Here is a 16,161-nt window from a genome sequence, read left to right as displayed (position 1 = left end):
GCGCCTTCCACGTGTGGTGGAAGGCGCGACTTTTTAAGAGTTGCGACGGGTGGGGTGCCGGGTGCCGGGTCGCACATCCGGTCCGTCCAGGTGTAAGACAGTTGACTGTCAATGGCGGGGGTTTGCCCTAGTGTGCGGCTTGAATGCCGTTGCCGCGCCGGAGGCGCGAGATCTGGGGAGCGCCATGGACGTCAGGACCGTCGGCGGGACGACGCGTCTGCAGCCCGACTTCACCAGGGTCAACGAGCTGGCGGTGCGAACAGAACGGCTGCCGCGCCGCGAACGTGACGGCGTGCTGCCGTTCCCTGGCGCGATGTGGCTGTGGGTCGGGCTCGCGGCGCTGGTGCGGCTGGTGGTGTGGACGGCCGCCGCGGTGCTGGCCGTGGCCGTCGTCGCGGCGGCGGCGGTGCTGCCGGGCGTGCCCGGTCCGGTGCTGTTCGTCATGGCGGGCGCGGGGCTGGTCGCGCTGCTGGTGCGGGTCGCCCGGGGGCTGCGGCGGCGCAGCGAGGCGAGCAGGCGGGCCGCGGTGGCCCGGGAGTACTGGTCCTGGCGTCGCCCGCCCGCGCGCTTCGAGCACGAACCCGGTGCCCTCGACCTGCCGTCCTGGCTGGCCGACCCGATGCACCGGCGGCTGCTGCGCCTGGTGCGCCCGCGCCGGACCGCCCCGCACGCCGACCGCGTGCGCTGGGCGCACCGCTGGGCGCGCAGCCGCGAGCTGTCCGCCCTGGTGCCCCGGCTGACCGTGGTGACCGCGCTGGCCGCGGTGCTCACCGTCGGCGCCTGGCGGGCAGGCTGGCTGCACGGGCACGCCCCGGTGGCGGTGCCCGCCGACGTGGAGCTGGGTGGCCGGGTGCCCAACCCGGACGTGCTGCCCGCGCTCGACGTGGCGGTCGCCGCGGTGGCCGACTACGCCTGGCATCTGGTGGACATGGTGCCCCTGCTGGGGCTGACCGAGGTGCTCGGCTGGGCCCGCCCGGCGGCGCTGTCGGGTGGCGGGCTGCAGGACGGCCTGGCAGTGGCGTTCCGGGTCGGGGTGCTGCTGATCCTGGCGGCGACGGTGGCCGCGACGCTGGGCCGCCGGGTCGAGGTCGACGCCAAGCCGCCGCTGCTGGCCGGGCAGGTCGAACGGGCCCTGGTCGAGGAGCTGGTCAAGGCGCGGCGGCTGCTGGCGGGCGGCGCCGGAGGCGACGATCAGCGGCTGCTCGACGCGGCCTGCCGCCGGTTGCGGGCCGACGCGGTCACGGTGCCCGCGCCGTACGAGCAGTGGACCGCCGAGTCGCTGTGCCACGCGCTGGCGCTGGAGCAGTCCTGGATGAACGACTGGCGGGTGCCCGAGCAGCGCTCGGTGCTGTCCTGACACACGCCGCAGCCCCACCTCGCGGGGTGGGGCTGCGGCCGTGACCTCAGTTGAGGATGTCCGACGACGGCGGGTTGAAGTCGCGCACCGGCTTGTCCTTCAGCGCGTTCTTCAGCGAGTTCGTCACCGCGTCCAGCGGCATGTTGTAGTTGCCGTCACCGGCCACGTTCTTGACGTAGTCGGGGTCGGCGATGAAGCTCGCCGCGGCCAGCTCGGGCGTGAACCCGACGAACCACGCGGCGCGGGTGTCGTCGGTGGTGCCCGTCTTGCCCGCGATCGGGCGCTCCATCATGGCGTACACCCGCGAACCGGTGGACCAGTCGCCGCAGCTGCCGCGGGCGGCCTTGTAGCCGGTCACGCAGCGGGCCGCGTCGGTGGCGGCACGGGCCACGTCCTGGCTGAACACGCGGGTGCACTGCGGGTCGGCGGCGACGACCTGCTTGCCGTCGACGGTCGCGGTGAAGTCCGCGCCCTGCGGGGTCTTGATGGACAGCACCGGGCTGGGCTTGCAGTACATGCCCTCGGCGGCGACCGTCGCGTACGCGTTGGCCATCTCCAGCGGGGTGGTGTCGGCGACGCCGAGCGTGAACGCGCCCCACTTGTCGGCGTGCTTGGGCGAGGCGTGCAGCCGGTCCACGTCGGTGTGCCAGACCAGGCCCATCTTCTCGGCCATGCGTACCGCCTTGTCCGAGCCCACGGCCTGCTCCAGCTGGACGAAGTACGTGTTGACGGACTTGCCGAAGCCGGAGTACATGTTCTGCTTGCCGGTCATGCTGGCGCTGGCGTTCGACGGGCACCAGCGGTTGCCGCAGGCGGCCGGGCCGCCGGGCTCCACCACGTAGATCGAGGTGAAGCGCTGCGGGGAGTAGAACGACTTCGACATCTTCATGCCCGCGTCCAGCGCGGCGACCATCGTGAACATCTTGAACGTCGACCCGGCCTGGTAGCCCGGGATGTCACCGCCGCCCAGCAGCGGCGCGACCGTGTTCGGGTAGCTGCCCTTGACGTTGAAGGAGCGCTTGATCGGGTCGGAGTTCGGGCCGTTCTTGCTCTGGTCCATGGAGTAGATCCGGTTGACGGCCATGCTCAGCACGCGGCCGGTGCCGGGCTGCACGAGCACGTTGCCGTACGCCAGGCGCATGTCGGTCTTCGACCGGCTCAGCAGGTCCTTCATGCCGTACGCCTGCAGCTTCGGGTCGAGGCTCGTGACCACCTTGTAGCCGCCGGTGCGCAGGTTGTCCAGGCGGGCCACCGGGTTGGGCCCGAACGCGGGCTGCTGCATCCACCAGTTCTTGAAGAAGTCGCAGAAGAAGCCCCAGTCGCGGTTGGCCGCGGGCACCGAGCCGCAGTCGCGCGGCGGGCTGCTCAGCTTCAGCTTGATCGGCTCGGCGGTGGCCTGGTTGGCCTGCTCGGGCGTGATGAGCTTGAGTTCGGCCATCCGCCGGATCACGTAGTTGCGCCGGTCCAGGGCCGGGCCGGTCTGGTTGGCCGGGTCGAACGAGGACGGTGCCTTGACCAGTCCGGCCAGGGTGGCGGCCTCGACCAGGGTCAGGTCCTTGGGCTCCTTGGAGAAGAAGATCTGGGAGGCGGCGTAGATCCCGTACGCCCGGTGGCCGAAGTAGGCCATGTTGAGGTAGCCCTCCATGATCTGATCCTTGGTCCACTGGCCTTCCAGCTTGATCGCCAGGCGGATCTCGGTCAGCTTGCGCTGGGGGGTCTGCTCGGTCGCCGCGACCGCCTCCTGGGCGGTGGTGGCGCTGTCGCGCAGCGCCATGCGCACGTACTGCATGGTGAGCGTCGAAGCGCCCTGGGAGACCTCGCCCTGCTGCCGGTTGGCCACGAAGGCGCGGGCGATGGACTGGAAGTCCACGCCCATGTGGGAGTAGAAGCGGGCGTCCTCGGCGGCGATCACGGCGTTGACGATGTTCGGGCTCAGCGATGCCAGCGGCACGAACTTGCGGTGCTCGTCGTAGAACATCGTGATCAGCGACTTGCCGTCGCTGGCGTAGACGTAGGTGGTCTGGCCGACCTGATGATCTTTGAGCTCGGTCGGCATGCTCTGCAAGATGGCCGCGCCCTTCATGGCTCCGATGCCCGCAGGTACGGCCAGCGGTAGCGAGGCGAGGGCAAGCACGACCCCACCCAGGACGCCGGCGCGGAGCATCCCGCTGTACCGGCCGAAAGCGCTGATTAACCGCTGCACCATAGCCACGAATATAGGCAGTTCAGCGTACTGAAGTGAGGAAGATTCATTAATGGTTATACGCGTCGGTCCCGTGTGGAGGGCTCAGCCCCGGAAACAGTCCGTGGGCCGCCCCACCACGTCCACCGGCTGGTGGGCGTACACCAGGCCGGCGTGCGGATCACCCGGCCGGCCCACCGACGCCGTGGTGATCACCAGCGTGTCCAGCCGGGGCCCGGCGAACGCACAGCTGGTCACCAGCGGGGTCGGCAGGGCGACCACCCGGTCGAGCCGCCCGTCCGGGGTGTACCGGCGCACAGCGCCGCCGTCCCACAGCGCCACCCACACCCCGCCGTCGGCGTCGACGCACATGCCGTCGGGGTGCCCCTCATCGATGTCCGCGAGCGTGCGCCGCCCGGTCGGCTGCCCGGTGTCCAGGTCGTAGTCGTAGGCGTCGACCCGCCCCGTCGGGGTGTCGATGTGGTACATCGTGGCGCCGTCGGGTGACCAGCCCAGCCCGTTGCTGATGGTCAGCCCGGTGAACACGGCCGTCAGCGCCGGGGCCCCCGGATCCAGCCGGTACAGCGTGGCCGCGCCGGGGCGCTCGTCGTAGGCCATCGTGCCCAGCCACAGCCGCCCCGCTGGATCGGCCTTGGCGTCGTTGGAGCGCAGCCCGGCGGTGTCGCCGGGATAGCCGGGCAGCCGCTGCTCGCCGCCGCCGGGCAGCATCCGCACCGGTCCCTGCGGCAGGCACGCCACGAAACCGCCGCCGCAGACCGGCACCGCCGCGCCGACGTGCGCCGACGTGCTGATCTCGCCGGAGTCCGCGCCGTCGGGCGAGCGCCACAGCACCCGCCGGCCGAGGATGTCGACCCACCAGACCCGGTCGTCGCGGTCGGCGTACAGCGGACCTTCGCCCAGCTCACAGCGCCGGGAGTCGAAGACCTCCACGTCCGGCATCGGGTCCACCCCTCAGGCCCGCCGCACGGGCCCACGCTTCACCATAATCGGCAGCGGCCGCCTCAGAGGGCGCTCTGCCACATCGAGATGTTCCGGAACCGTACCCGCCACGGGGACGCGCCCTCCTTGCCCACGGTGGACACGCCCAGGATCACCCGGCCCTCGGTGAACTGGGCGTTCTCGAACGGCGTCCGGGTGATCTCCTTGCCGCCGAGGAACAGCCGGAACCGCGGCCCCGCCGCGGAGATGCCCACGCGGGTGAACTTGCCCAGCGCCAGCGGCTTGTCCAGCGGGATGTCGACCAGGGTCCGGCCGTTGCTGGGGTCGTCGTCGGCGTGGCGCATCAGGCGGACCTTGTCCTCGCACACCCGCAGCTCGTAGCCGTGCAGGGCGCGGTAGCGGAACCAGATCCCGGCGCATGAGCCCTCATCCATCAGGGCGACGTCGACCTCGACCCGGAAGTCGGCCAGGGTGTCGTCCGGGCCGCTGCACTGGTAGCTCCAGTCCTTCAGCGTGGTCACCTCGAACGCCTGGTTGCCGTAGCGGCAGGTGGCCCCGTCGGGGTCGTCCGTGCGCACCGACCAGCTCTGCGCCCGGTTCAGCTTCTCCACCCGGTACGGCGCGGGCTTGGACGGCTTCGGGGTGGCCGACGGGGACGGCGAGAGCGACGGCGACGGCGACGTGCTCGGCGACGGGCTCAGGCTGGGACTCGGCGACGGCGTGGGGGAGGCGCTGGGCGACGTGCTCGCCGACGGCGCGGCCGCGAACCCGGCCGGCAGCGCCCCGGTCAGCAGCGCCACGGTGAGGCCGCCGAGCAGCAGCGTCGTCGCGCCGAGCCCGGCCGCGACCGGCTTGGCCCAGCGGGAGTCGCGCAGCCGTGGCGCCGCGTCGGGCCGCAGACTGGTCGGGTCGGCGTCGACCACGGCGAACCTGCTGCCCGCCTCGGCCGCCGCGGCCGCCTGCCGGGGCAGCTCGCCGGAGCTCAGCGCCCGGTCCGGCCCGCGGGTGAGCAGCCGGTCCAGCAGGTCGCGGGCCGTCGGGCGGTCCTTGGGATCCTTGGCCAGGGCCGCCTCGACCAGCTCGCGCAGCGGTCCGGTGAGCCCGTCCAGGTCCGGTTCGGCGGTCATGATGCGTACGGCGACCGCGGGCATCGAGTCGGCGGCGAAGGTGATCCGGCCGGTGCCCGCGAACGCGACCACGGCACCCCAGGCGAACACGTCCGCGGCCGGGGTCAGCGCCTTGCGCGCCTTGGTGTCCAGCCGCTCCGGGGCCATGTACGCGACCGTGCCGATGAGCTGGTCGGTGCGGGTGTTGCCGGGCTGCCCCTCGACCGCGCGGGCGATGCCGAAGTCGATGACCTTGGGCGTGCCCGGGGCCAGCAGCACGTTGCTGGGCTTGAGGTCGCGGTGGATGACGCCCGCGCCGTGGATCGCGGTCAGCGCCGTCGCCACGCCGATCGCCAGGCCGTGCAGGTTGGCCGGGGTCAGCGGGCCGCGCTGCTGCACCACATGGGACAGGCTGGGACCGTCCACGTACTCGACCACCAGGTAGGGGGAGTCGTGGTCGGGATCGGCGTCGAGCACCTCGGCGGTGCAGAACGGCGGCACCTGTTTGGCCCGCTCGACCTCACTGCGGAACCGTTGCCGGAACTCGGGCTCCCCGGCCAGGTCCGCCCGGATCACCTTGACCGCGACCAGGGCGTCCAACGGATCACGGGCCAGGTAGACACAACCCATGCCGCCCTCGCCGAGGCGGCCCAGCAGTGTGTAACCGCCCAGCTCACGTGGGTCCGTGGGCCGCAGCGGCCGCGAAGCGTCGGCGCCGACCATGGACGCGATCTCCCGTTCTCGATGCCCGCGCAGGCCGCGGCATGCCTTGCCGCGGCCTTACGGACTGTCCCCGCTGAGTCACGCGACATCCTGCCATCCAGGGGGCTGCCACGGTAACCCTTGCCGCGTCACCAGACGCGCGACGGGGGCCGGGAGGTTGCTCAGCTGGTGATGCGATGCAGGATCAGATCGTGGACATGGTGCGACTTCTCGTCGCCCCGGAACTCCATCTCGTACACGTGCGTGCCGACGTTGATGGCGATCGCGCCGGTCGAGAAGAACTGCCCCGCCCAGGACTTGTTGCTGACCACGCTCACGCTGGTGATCTTCGAATAGGGGATGCTGGTGATGGCCGTCTTCTTGCCCACAAAGGACTTGTCCTGAATGATCACGCGGCGGTCGGTGAGGCCGATGAAGCCCGTGCCCGTCCCGATGGCGTCGTACACGGCGATCACCTGCTCGCCGGGCAGCAGCCCGCTCTGGATCTGCTGGAGCTGCTCCTTGCGGTCGTACGCGATGCTGGTCGTCATGCCCCGACGCTAACCACGCGCCGCAAGCTCACCGCTCGCCGCACCAGTCGGCGAGCACCTGCGCGGTGTGCTCGCCCGGCAGGGCCGGGGGCCGGTCCAGGGCGGCCGGGGTGTCCGAGAAGCGGGGGGCGGGCGCGGGCTGGGTCACCCCGTCCCGCACCACGTAGGTTCCCCGTGCCGTGAGCTGCGGATCGGTCGGGGCCTGCGCCATCGACAGCACCGGGGCCACGCAGCCGTCGGTGTCGGCGAACAGTCGCGCCCAGTGCGCCTGCGGCTGGGCCGCGAACCGCCGCGCCAGCTGCCCGCGCAGCTCGGGCCAGGTCGCCCGGTCGTACTGCGGGGTGTCGGCGGGCAGGTCCAGCAGCCGGACCAGCGCGGCGAAGAACTGCGGCTCCAGCGCCGCCACCGCGACGTGGCGGCCGTCGGCGGTGGCGTACACGTCGTAGAAGGGCGCGCCGCCGTCGAGCAGGTTCACGCCGCGCTCGTCGCGCCAGGTGCCGCCCGCGTACATGCCCCACTGCATCGCCGTCAGGTGGGCCGCGCCGTCCACGATCGCCGCGTCGACGACCTGGCCCGGCCCTCCGCCGCGCACCCGCCACAGTGCCGCGAGGATTCCCGACACCAGGTACATCGCGCCGCCCGCGAAGTCGCCGAGCAGGTTGAGCGGGATCTGCGGCGGCCCGCCCGCCCGGCCGATCGCGTGCAGCGCGCCGGTCACCGCGAGATAGGTGAGGTCGTGCCCGGCGGTGTGCGCCCGGGGCCCGTCCTGGCCCCAGCCGGTGATCCGGCCGTAGACCAGTTGCGGCCGCCGGTGCAGGCACACCTCGGGCCCGAAGCCCAGCCGCTCGGCGACGCCCGGCCGGAAGCCCTCGACCAGCACGTCGGCCCGGTCGACCAGGCGCAGCAGCAGCGCCACCCCGCCGGGGTCCTTCAGGTCGACCGCGACCGCTCGCTTGCCGCGCTGCAGCAGGTCGAAGCGCGGGTCCACGGCAGTGATCCCGCCGCCCGGGCGGTCCACCCGCACCACGTCCGCGCCCAGGTCGGCCAGGTGCATGCCGCAGAACGGACCGGGGCCGATGCCGCCGACCTCCAGCACCTTCAAGCCGTCCAGCGGACCCATGGCGGTGATGGTACGCAGTCACTCGCGGCTGAAGGTCCACACCCCATTGGTGTCGATCACGACCACGACCGTGCCGCGCGGCAGCATGGTCTCGCCGGTGAAGTCGCCCTCCTGGCTGATCAGCGTCGCGCTGTCGGAGCCGATCGCCTGCACGGTGAACTTGCCCGTGCCGCGGTGGTCGAACGCGACCTTCACCGACTCCGCCGCGGTGCGCGGGATCAGCAGCACGTCCGCGCCCACCCCGGACGCGTTGCCGCTGAAGGTCTGCGCGGACGCCAGCGGCCGCACCACCATGCGCCAGCCGCCGTCGGCCTGGATGCTGACCGCGTCGGGCCGGATCTCGCCCAGGTCCAGCGGGCGTACGCCCTCGTAGCTCTCCGCGGCGCTGACCAGCGTCTGGATCTCCTGACCGTCGGCCTTGACGGTGCGCACCACGAACGCGCCGGTGCCCATGTAGGTGAGCGCGACGGTGTGGAAGGTGTTGCCCAGTTCCACCGGCACCGTCTGCGGTCCCTCGCCCTCGAAGATCTGGTCCTGGGGCTGGGCCTGCGCGGCCTGGCTGCTCGGCGACGGGATCGGCCGGGCCTGGGCCTGCTTGCTGGCCTCCGCTTCGGGCACCGTGCCGACGGCGGTGGCACCGGGTTCGGCGACCGCGGTCGAACCGCCGTCGCCCCACCGCACGGCGAGGAAACCGCCCACGCCGACCATGGCGCACAGCAGCAGCCCGGCCGCTCCGGCCAGCCCCCAGATCCACCACGGGCGGCGGGAACGTGTCGCGGCGTGCGCGGGCACGTGCGACGCGGCATGGGCGGGCAGGTGCGGCGTGCCGGGCGGCGTGCCGGGCGGCGGCGAGGCAGGGGCGGGCGTGGGCTCCGCCGCGAAGGCCATGACCGGCACCCCGGTCAGCGGCACCCCCGCGGTCGGCACGCCGACCGGCACGGGCTCGGGTTCCTCCGCGTCCTTCGGGTCGAACGCCGGCCACGCGATCCCCGACGTCAACGGCGCGGCGACAGGCACGGGCTCGGGCTCGGCGACCTCGGCGGCCGCCGCGACCGGATCGCCGATCGCGGCAGCGTCGACCGTCTCGACGTCGACCAGCGCGGACGTCGCTGCCATGACCACCGGTTCCCGCTCGACGCCGACGGGCTCGGACATCGCTGGCGTGACGGCCGGTTCTCGCTCGACGGCGACCGGCTCGGACGTCGCCGACATGGTGGCGGGTGTCAGCTCGGGTGCGGTGGCGGCGAACGCCGGGGCCGCGCCCGTCGTGTCCGGTGCGGTGGCGAACGCCGGGGCCGCGCCCGTCGTGTCCTGTGCGGCGGCCACGGCGTCGGTTGCCCCTGCCCAGGCCGGTTCGGCTGACATCGCGGGTGCGGCCACCCAGGCCGGGCTGGTCGGCTCGTCCGTCCAGGCCGGTGGCGGGGTGTCGGCCAGCGCCGGTTCGGGCGCGGGTTCAGCGATCCAGGCGGGTTCGGCCGTCATCGCCGGGTCGACCGGCCAGACCGGCCGCGGTCGCTGGTCGGACCACACCGCGTCGGGGGCCGCTGCGGCGTCCATGGCCATGGCGGTCTGCACGGCGAGCACCGGGGCCGGTTGCGGGTGCGCCGTGGTGGGCACCGGCTCGGGGAGCTGCTCCGGAGGCATCGTGGCGTCGCGCGCGGCGACGGCCTCGGTCGCCGGCCTCGCCCAGACGTCCGCCGGGGCCTGGTCGGCGGGTACGGGCTGCTCGGCCGCGTCCATGGCGGTGGCCAGGACCGGCTGCGGCGAAGGGTCGACGTCGGTGGCGTCCGCGGCGTCGGCGTCCTCCACCACGACGTCGGTCGCCTCCACCGCCGCGTCGGATGCCGACCGGGCCGTCACCGCGTCGGCGGTCGGACCCGGCCGTGGCGTGCCGCTGTCGGGCCGTTCGCCGCGCGGATGGTTGATGAGCTCGTCGAGGCTGGTGAACGGCCCCTCGTCCGGGGGCAGCTCGAACATCAGCGTGGGGTCGTCGGCCCCGTCGCTGACCCAGAACTGCCAGCCCTCGGGCGCGGACGGCCAGGCGGGGTCCGGACGCCAGCCCGCGGGAGGGGTCCAGTCCTCCGGCGGCTCGGGCCATCCCGGCGGTGAGTGGTACTTCCAGCCCATGCCCATACCCCCGTCTTGCTTGCCGCAGCGCACTGCCGTGCACTGCCGTCACCGGGGGTGACCTGATAATACGTGCCGTGCACGCTCCGTGTGCGTGATCCACAGACGACGCCGTGACCTGCCCGAGCTTGTCACGCGTTGCTCACTCTGCTGTCATACGGGGGTATCGATCAGGCGCGGTGGCGGAGGCAGCGGTGGCACGTACGAGGGAACCGGGCCGGGCACACCGGGAGCGGCTGCTGCACATCCTGTCCCGGGGACCGGAACGGCCGTCGCAGCTCAGCTTCCGGGCATGGCTGGGGGTGGCCCGCCGGACCGTGGTCGAACTGCTCAACGACGAGCTCGCCGACCGGGCGGCGGCGCTGACCTACTACAGCGTGACGTCGATCCTGCCCGGGATGCTGGTACTGGTCGCCGGGGTGGGCCTGTTCGGCAAACCGACCAGTGACGCGGTCGCGGAGAACCTGAGCGAGCTGACGCCGCCGCCCGCCCGGCACGCCGTGCTCGAGATCCTCGACAACCTGCGTTACGACCAGCGGGCGGCGGGCGTGGCCCTGGCGGTCGGTCTCGCTATCGCGTTCTGGTCGGCGACCAGCTACATCGGCGGTTTCATGCGCGCCGCGAACGTGATCTACGACGTGCCGGAGGGCCGGCCGCTGTGGAAGACGGTCCCGGTGCAGCTGTTCGTGACCGCGGTGACGGGCGTCTCGCTGGCCGTGAGCGCGCTGGCCGTGGTGCTCAGCGGCCGGGTCGCGACCAGCGTCGGGCGCGCTTTCGGCGTCGAGGACACCACCGTGAAGGTGCTCGACGTGATCAAGTGGCCGGTCCTGGTGGTGGTGATCAGCCTGCTGCTCGCGCTGCTCTACTGGGCCGCGCCGAACGCGCGGCTGGGCGGGTTCCGGTGGATCACGCCGGGGACCATGGTGGCGATGGGCACCTGGATCACCGTGTCGGCCGGTTTCGCGTACTACATCGCGACCTTCGACTCCTACAACCGCACCTACGGGGCCCTCGGCGGCATCATCGCGTTCCTGGTGTGGCTGTGGCTGACCAACGTCGCGGTGCTGCTCGGCGCGAAGTTCGACGCCGAGCTGGGCCGGGCGCGGGCCATCGCCGCGGGCCTGCCGCCCGACGCCGAGCCGTACCTGCCCCTGCGCGACGTGCCCAAGCAGGAGCCCCGCGACGGGCCGCCCGCCCTGGAGTCGGTGCCGGAGCAGCCGGCGGCACCAGCGGAGCCGGTGACCGAACCCGCGGCCGGGCAGGTACGGCCCGACGAGGACCGGTCCTGATCAGGCCAGGGCGCGCTCGACAGCCCCGACCAGCTCCGGCGACTCCGGGGTGGTCTGGGGGCGCAGCCGGGCGGTGACCGCGCCGGAGCGGTCGACGACGAACTTCTCGAAGTTCCACTTCACGTCGCCGGCCTCGCCGTCGCCGTCGGCGGTCTGCGTGAGCAGGTCGTACAGGGGGTGCCGGCCGGGGCCGTTGACCTCGACCTTCTCCGTCATCGGGAAGGTGACGCCGTAGTTCACGTCGCAGAACTCGGCGATCTCGTCGGCGCTGCCCGGCTCCTGCCCGGCGAACTGGTTGCAGGGCACGCCGAGCACGACCAGGCCCTGGTCGGCGTACGCCTCGGCGAGCTTCTGCAGCCCGGTGTACTGCGGGGTCAGCCCGCAGCGGGAGGCGACGTTGACGACGAGCACGGCCTTGCCGCGGTACTGGGCGAGGTCGGCGTCGCCGCCCTGCAGGGTCTTGATCGGTACGTCGTAAAGGCTCATGGGGGCCAACCATAGCGCCGGTGCCCGTGGCCACCCCGGTCTGCCACGATGTCGGTCATGACGAGCATCGAGCCCACCACCGGCGTGAGCCCCGCAGCCCGTGCCGCCCGCGCGGCGGGGTGCGCCTTCGTGTCCCTGGCCGTGTGGATGGGCCTGGCCTACACGGTGATCCAGGTGCAGGGCTGCGTCGGCGGCATGGAGTGCCTGGGCGACGCGCTCGGGATCATCTTCCTGTGCCTGCTCGGTGCGGCACTGTCGATGTGGGGACTGCTGCGGCTGGCGCGGGTGCGCCCGGCGTGGCAGGTCGCGCTGGCCGGGCCGGGAGTTTTCCTGCTGCTGGTGTTCGGCCTGGTCGGAGGGTTCTTCCTGGGTACGCCGCAGCTGTGGGTGATCGCCATCATGGCCGCGTACGCGGTCGCCGCGGTGCTGGTCGACGGGCGGGTGTCGGCGCGGGCGCGCTGGATCACGCTCGGTGTGCTGGTCGCGCTGCTGGTGGCGGGCGTCGCGGGGCTGGGGCGGCTCTGACGCATACCTGAGCGGCCGTTCAGGTTACTTCGCAGTAGGCTGCTGTCATGCGTGATGCGGTGATCATCGGAGCGGTCCGTACCCCCGTCGGCCGGCGCAACGGCGGCCTGTCCGGCGTACACCCCGTCGACCTGGCCGGGCAGATCCTGCAGGACCTCGGCGACCGCACCGGGTTCGACCCGGCCGACGTCGAGGACGTCATCCTCGGCTGCGTCTCGCAGACCGGCGAGCAGTCCTGGAACATCGGCCGCAACGCGGTGCTCGCCGCGGGCTGGCCCGAGACCGTGCCCGGCACCACCCTGGACCGCCAGTGCGGCTCCAGCCAGCAGGCCGTGCACTTCGCCGCCGCGACCGTGCTGTCCGGGCAGGCCGACTTCGTCGTCGCCGCCGGCGTGGAGTCGATGAGCCGGGTGCCGATGGGCTCCTCGGTCGGCGAACTGGGCGTGCCGTACGGCCCCGAACTGCGCACCCGCTACGCCGGGGTCGACGGCTTCGCCGGGGACGCCCCGGTGCCTTTCAACCAGGGCGTCGGCGCGGAGATGATCGCCGCACGGTGGGGCCTGACGCGGGCGCAGCTCGACGAGTACGCGCTGGCCAGCCACCACAAGGCGGCCGCCGCCTCGGACGGCGGGCTGTTCGCCGCCGAGATCGCCCCGGTCGGTGACGTGTACGCCGACGAGGGCATCCGGCGCGAGACGTCGCTGGAGAAGCTGGGCCAGCTCGCGACCCCGTTCAAGGCCGACGGCGTGGTCACCGCGGGCACCGCGTCGCAGATCTCCGACGGCGCGGCCGCGATCGCGGTCACCACCTCGGCCTGGGCCGCCGAACACGGATACGCCCCGCTGGCCCGGATCCACACCGCGGTCGTCGCCGCCGACGATCCCGTGATCATGCTCACCGCGCCCATCCCGGCGACGGCCAAGGCGCTCAAGCGGGCCGGGCTGTCCATCGGCGACATCGGCGCGTACGAGGTCAACGAGGCGTTCGCGCCGGTGCCGCTGGCCTGGCTGGCCGAGACCGGCGCCGACCCGGCGCGGCTCAACCCGCGTGGCGGGGCGATCGCGCTCGGGCACCCGCTGGGGGCCAGCGGTGCGCGCCTGATGACCACGCTGCTGCACCACATGCGCGACAACGGCATCCGCTACGGGCTGCAGACGATGTGCGAGGGCGGCGGCATGGCCAACGCCACCATCATCGAGCTGCTGTGATCAAGCGGCTGTGACGCGCGCGGGCGGCGGCACGGCCGCACCCGTCGCGGACTCACCGGGCCACGTCCGTGCCGCAAGGTCTGGTCACTGCACGCAGAACTCGTTGCCCTCGGGGTCGGCCATCACGACGTGGTGGGTGCCCGGTTCCTGCACTTCGCGCAGGATCGACGCGCCGAGTCCTTCCAGGCGCCTGACCTCACCGTCGCGCCGTTCCGGCCCGGCGTGCAGGTCCAGGTGCAGGCGGTTCTTGCCGTGCTTGGGCTCGGGCACCCGCTGGAACAGCAGGCGGCGGCCGAGCCCGACGCCGGTGACCGGCTGCACCGGGTCGTCCGGGTGGCGTACGGCGACCAGGTCGCGGAACGCCTTGCGCCCACCGGTCTCCAGGTAGACGTCCGGGCCGATCGCACCCTGTGCGGCGAGCTGGTCGATCAGCGCGGAGTTGTCCTCGACCTCGTAACCCAGCGCCTGCGCCCAGAACGCGGTCAGCGCGTGGGGGTCGGCGCAGTCGATGACGACCTTCCAGTCCAGTGCCATGACGGTGCTCCTCTCGTCCGGTCTGTACTCCCGTCATGTAACCACATATAGTGGTTACATGGAAGCGGGCATGGTGCTGCGGCCGCCGTCAGGTGGGGTGTTCCGGTTCGATCCCGGCACGCTCTGGCTGGACCTGCTGGTCTCCGGCGGTCCGGGGGAGCTGTCGGTGTTCGAGACGCTGCACGCGCCCGCCGACCTGGCCGCCTGGGCCGCGCTGAGCCGGCTGCGGCTGGACCCGGCGCAGGTGCGGGTCAGCCAGGGCGAGCTGGCCGCCGGGAAACGGCTGCGCGACGGACTATGGGAACTCGCCAGGGCGCTGATCCACCATGACCCCGTGCGGCCCGAGCTGACCTCGCTGGTCGACGAGGCGGCGGCGCCACCGTCGCTGGCTCCCCGGCTGCGTGGCGCGCCGGGCGGCTTCCGTCGGGAGTGGACGCTGCCCGCCACCGGCACGCAGCTGCTGTCCTCGGTCGCCCGCGACGTGATCGACGTGCTGAGCGGCCCGCACGCCGACCGGGTGCGCGAGTGCGGCGGGCACCGGTGCGGGCTGGTCTTCCTGGACACCTCGCGGCCGGGCAGCCGCCGCTGGTGCGCCATGCAACGCTGCGGTAACCGCAGCAAGGTGCGCGCCCTGCGGGAGCGGCGCGCACCTGATGCTCGTTAGGTCAGCTCTTGTTGCCGCCGCCCTTGTTCTGCTTCCAGGACCAGGGACCGGGCAGATCCACCCGGTGTGCCCGGGTGCGCGAGTTCCACGACCAGCGGCCGATGCGGAGACTCCATGAGGACAGGCCGCCCTGAGTGAAGTTCAGGCGCAGGGGGCCGAGTTTCCAGGTCTTGCGGAACAGCAGGCTCATGCGTCCCATGTAACCGCACGCGCACCACTCAAAACGTGAGGGCGCGTGCCAATAGCGCGGACCGGTCCAGCGGGTCCACTGCGGTCGCCGCGACCGTGCACGCGTGCGCTCCTGTAATCGCACCGTACGCCGCGCACCGCTCCGGCGGCAAACCCGTGAGCAGTCCATACAGGAAACCGGCGGCGAACGCGTCACCAGCGCCGTTGGAGTCCACGACCGGCCGCGGCGGCGTCACCGCGGCGAACCGGCGCACCGTGCCGTCCTCGCGGGTGAGCAGGTGACCGCCCCGCTCGCCGTCGGTCGCGACCGCGATCCGGGCCCGGCCCAGCGCCAGCACCCGGCGCAGCGCCGCCTCGGGATCGGCCAGCGCCGCCGCCGAGACGAACACCACATCGGCGGCCGCCGCGAACTGCTCGTGGTACGGGTTCTCGCCGTCCCAGTTGTGCAGGTCCGTGGAGACGGTCACGTCCAGGTCAGCGAGCTGTGCCAGGGCGTACGCCCCCGGATGGGTGATGCACACGTGCACGTGGCGGCAGCCCGCGGCCAGCTCGGCCAGCAGCGGCTCCGGGAAGCGGTCGTGCTCGCCGCCACGGCTGACGTCGTACAGCGACAGCCGCCGCCCGGCCGGGTCCACCAGGTTGACCGCGCGTTTGGTGCCGGTACTGCTCGGCAGCGCGGTGAACGCGATGCCCGACGTCTCGTGCAGGGCCCGGACCAGCGCGCCCTCCGGGTCGTCGCCGAGCACGTCGACGTGGTGGACGGGCAGGCCCAGCGCGTGCAGCCCGAGCGCCAGGAAGTCCCCGGTCTGCCCGGCCCGCATGGTGATCGCCGGGACCAGGTAGCTGTCCGCGTAGGGCAGCGGCAGCTGCGGAACCCGCACGATCGTGTCCACGCCCGCGCCGCCGAGCACCAGCACGCCACGTTCGGGGTGAGAAGGAACACCCATGATGTGTCGCCTTTCGTCGATGGGAAGTCGACGTTTCAGCCCGTACGGTCCGCAGCCGGGGCGGTGTCCGCCGAGGTCGCGACAGATGTGGTCGATCATCACGGAGATCGGGTAGGTGGGTCAAGGCCGTGCCGTCCGCAGAGGCGACCATGGCGGAGCCTGGCTAGGCTCCTGGAGCTGTGCCCCGGGACCGTATCGGGGCACCGATGGGGAG

Annotated in this window: 15 protein-coding genes; 5 read left to right on the top strand and 10 right to left on the bottom strand. The window is 72.7% G+C overall.

What is annotated here, in order from left to right:
* The first annotated feature begins 184 nt into the window (after positions 1–184).
* On the top strand, positions 185–1,357 hold the full coding sequence (locus HAV40_RS34125) for a hypothetical protein (protein WP_166388418.1): 1,173 nt from the start codon (positions 185–187) through the stop codon (positions 1,355–1,357).
* Between the two features lie 46 nt (positions 1,358–1,403).
* Here HAV40_RS34125 and HAV40_RS34120 read toward each other — a convergent pair whose 3' ends face one another.
* The 6 genes from HAV40_RS34120 to HAV40_RS34095 all read right to left on the bottom strand — a co-directional run bounded on the left by HAV40_RS34120 (position 1,404) and on the right by HAV40_RS34095 (position 10,105).
* Entirely contained in the window at positions 1,404–3,563 is a 2,160-nt protein-coding gene (locus tag HAV40_RS34120; RefSeq protein ID WP_166388417.1) for a transglycosylase domain-containing protein, read from the bottom strand.
* 81 nt (positions 3,564–3,644) lie between these two features.
* Positions 3,645–4,499 carry an SMP-30/gluconolactonase/LRE family protein gene (locus tag HAV40_RS34115; protein ID WP_166388416.1) on the bottom strand — a complete coding sequence of 285 codons (855 nt, stop codon included), beginning with the start codon at positions 4,497–4,499 and terminating at the stop codon, positions 3,645–3,647.
* A 62-nt stretch (positions 4,500–4,561) separates the two neighbouring features.
* Complete coding sequence (locus HAV40_RS34110) at positions 4,562–6,328, bottom strand: serine/threonine-protein kinase (RefSeq protein WP_166388415.1); 1,767 nt, start codon at positions 6,326–6,328, stop codon at positions 4,562–4,564.
* A 161-nt stretch (positions 6,329–6,489) separates the two neighbouring features.
* Entirely contained in the window at positions 6,490–6,858 is a 369-nt protein-coding gene (locus HAV40_RS34105; protein WP_166388414.1) for a PH domain-containing protein, read from the bottom strand.
* Between the two features lie 28 nt (positions 6,859–6,886).
* Positions 6,887–7,978 carry a CaiB/BaiF CoA transferase family protein gene (locus HAV40_RS34100; protein ID WP_166388413.1) on the bottom strand — a complete coding sequence of 364 codons (1,092 nt, stop codon included), beginning with the start codon at positions 7,976–7,978 and terminating at the stop codon, positions 6,887–6,889.
* 18 nt (positions 7,979–7,996) lie between these two features.
* Complete coding sequence (locus tag HAV40_RS34095) at positions 7,997–10,105, bottom strand: hypothetical protein (protein ID WP_166388412.1); 2,109 nt, start codon at positions 10,103–10,105, stop codon at positions 7,997–7,999.
* A 194-nt stretch (positions 10,106–10,299) separates the two neighbouring features.
* Between HAV40_RS34095 and HAV40_RS34090 the strand changes: the two genes are divergently transcribed.
* Positions 10,300–11,394 (top strand): YihY/virulence factor BrkB family protein, encoded by a 1,095-nt coding sequence (locus HAV40_RS34090; protein WP_203671804.1) that lies wholly within the window; start codon positions 10,300–10,302, stop codon positions 11,392–11,394.
* Here HAV40_RS34090 and HAV40_RS34085 read toward each other — a convergent pair whose 3' ends face one another.
* The gene (locus HAV40_RS34085) at positions 11,395–11,880 is read right to left on the bottom strand and encodes a glutathione peroxidase (RefSeq protein ID WP_166388411.1); all 486 of its coding nucleotides are present in this window, start codon (positions 11,878–11,880) and stop codon (positions 11,395–11,397) included. It abuts the gene before it with no gap.
* A 57-nt stretch (positions 11,881–11,937) separates the two neighbouring features.
* Here HAV40_RS34085 and HAV40_RS34080 point away from each other — a divergent pair, with 57 nt between their 5' ends.
* Positions 11,938–12,405 (top strand): hypothetical protein, encoded by a 468-nt coding sequence (locus HAV40_RS34080; protein WP_166388410.1) that lies wholly within the window; start codon positions 11,938–11,940, stop codon positions 12,403–12,405.
* Between the two features lie 47 nt (positions 12,406–12,452).
* Entirely contained in the window at positions 12,453–13,613 is a 1,161-nt protein-coding gene (locus HAV40_RS34075) for an acetyl-CoA C-acyltransferase (protein WP_166388409.1), read from the top strand.
* Positions 13,614–13,697: 84 nt separating this feature from the next.
* On the opposite strand, the gene HAV40_RS34070 is transcribed toward HAV40_RS34075, so the two are convergent.
* Positions 13,698–14,147: a VOC family protein gene (locus tag HAV40_RS34070; RefSeq protein WP_166388408.1), complete on the bottom strand. Its 450-nt coding sequence runs from the start codon at positions 14,145–14,147 to the stop codon at positions 13,698–13,700.
* Between the two features lie 58 nt (positions 14,148–14,205).
* Between HAV40_RS34070 and HAV40_RS34065 the strand changes: the two genes are divergently transcribed.
* Positions 14,206–14,811 carry a CGNR zinc finger domain-containing protein gene (locus HAV40_RS34065; RefSeq protein ID WP_166388407.1) on the top strand — a complete coding sequence of 202 codons (606 nt, stop codon included), beginning with the start codon at positions 14,206–14,208 and terminating at the stop codon, positions 14,809–14,811.
* A 1-nt stretch (position 14,812) separates the two neighbouring features.
* Here HAV40_RS34065 and HAV40_RS34060 read toward each other — a convergent pair whose 3' ends face one another.
* Both HAV40_RS34060 and HAV40_RS34055 read right to left on the bottom strand, forming a co-directional pair.
* Positions 14,813–15,001 carry a DUF4236 domain-containing protein gene (locus HAV40_RS34060; protein WP_166388406.1) on the bottom strand — a complete coding sequence of 63 codons (189 nt, stop codon included), beginning with the start codon at positions 14,999–15,001 and terminating at the stop codon, positions 14,813–14,815.
* 28 nt (positions 15,002–15,029) lie between these two features.
* The gene (locus tag HAV40_RS34055; protein ID WP_166388405.1) at positions 15,030–15,947 is read right to left on the bottom strand and encodes a PfkB family carbohydrate kinase; all 918 of its coding nucleotides are present in this window, start codon (positions 15,945–15,947) and stop codon (positions 15,030–15,032) included.
* Between the last annotated feature and the right edge of the window lie 214 nt (positions 15,948–16,161).

The sequence above is a fragment of the Catellatospora methionotrophica genome (genome assembly GCF_011297335.1).
GTDB classification, from domain to species: domain Bacteria; phylum Actinomycetota; class Actinomycetes; order Mycobacteriales; family Micromonosporaceae; genus Catellatospora; species Catellatospora methionotrophica.
The sequence above is the reverse complement of the archived record's forward strand: the minus strand, read 5'-3'. Positions and strand labels throughout refer to the sequence as shown.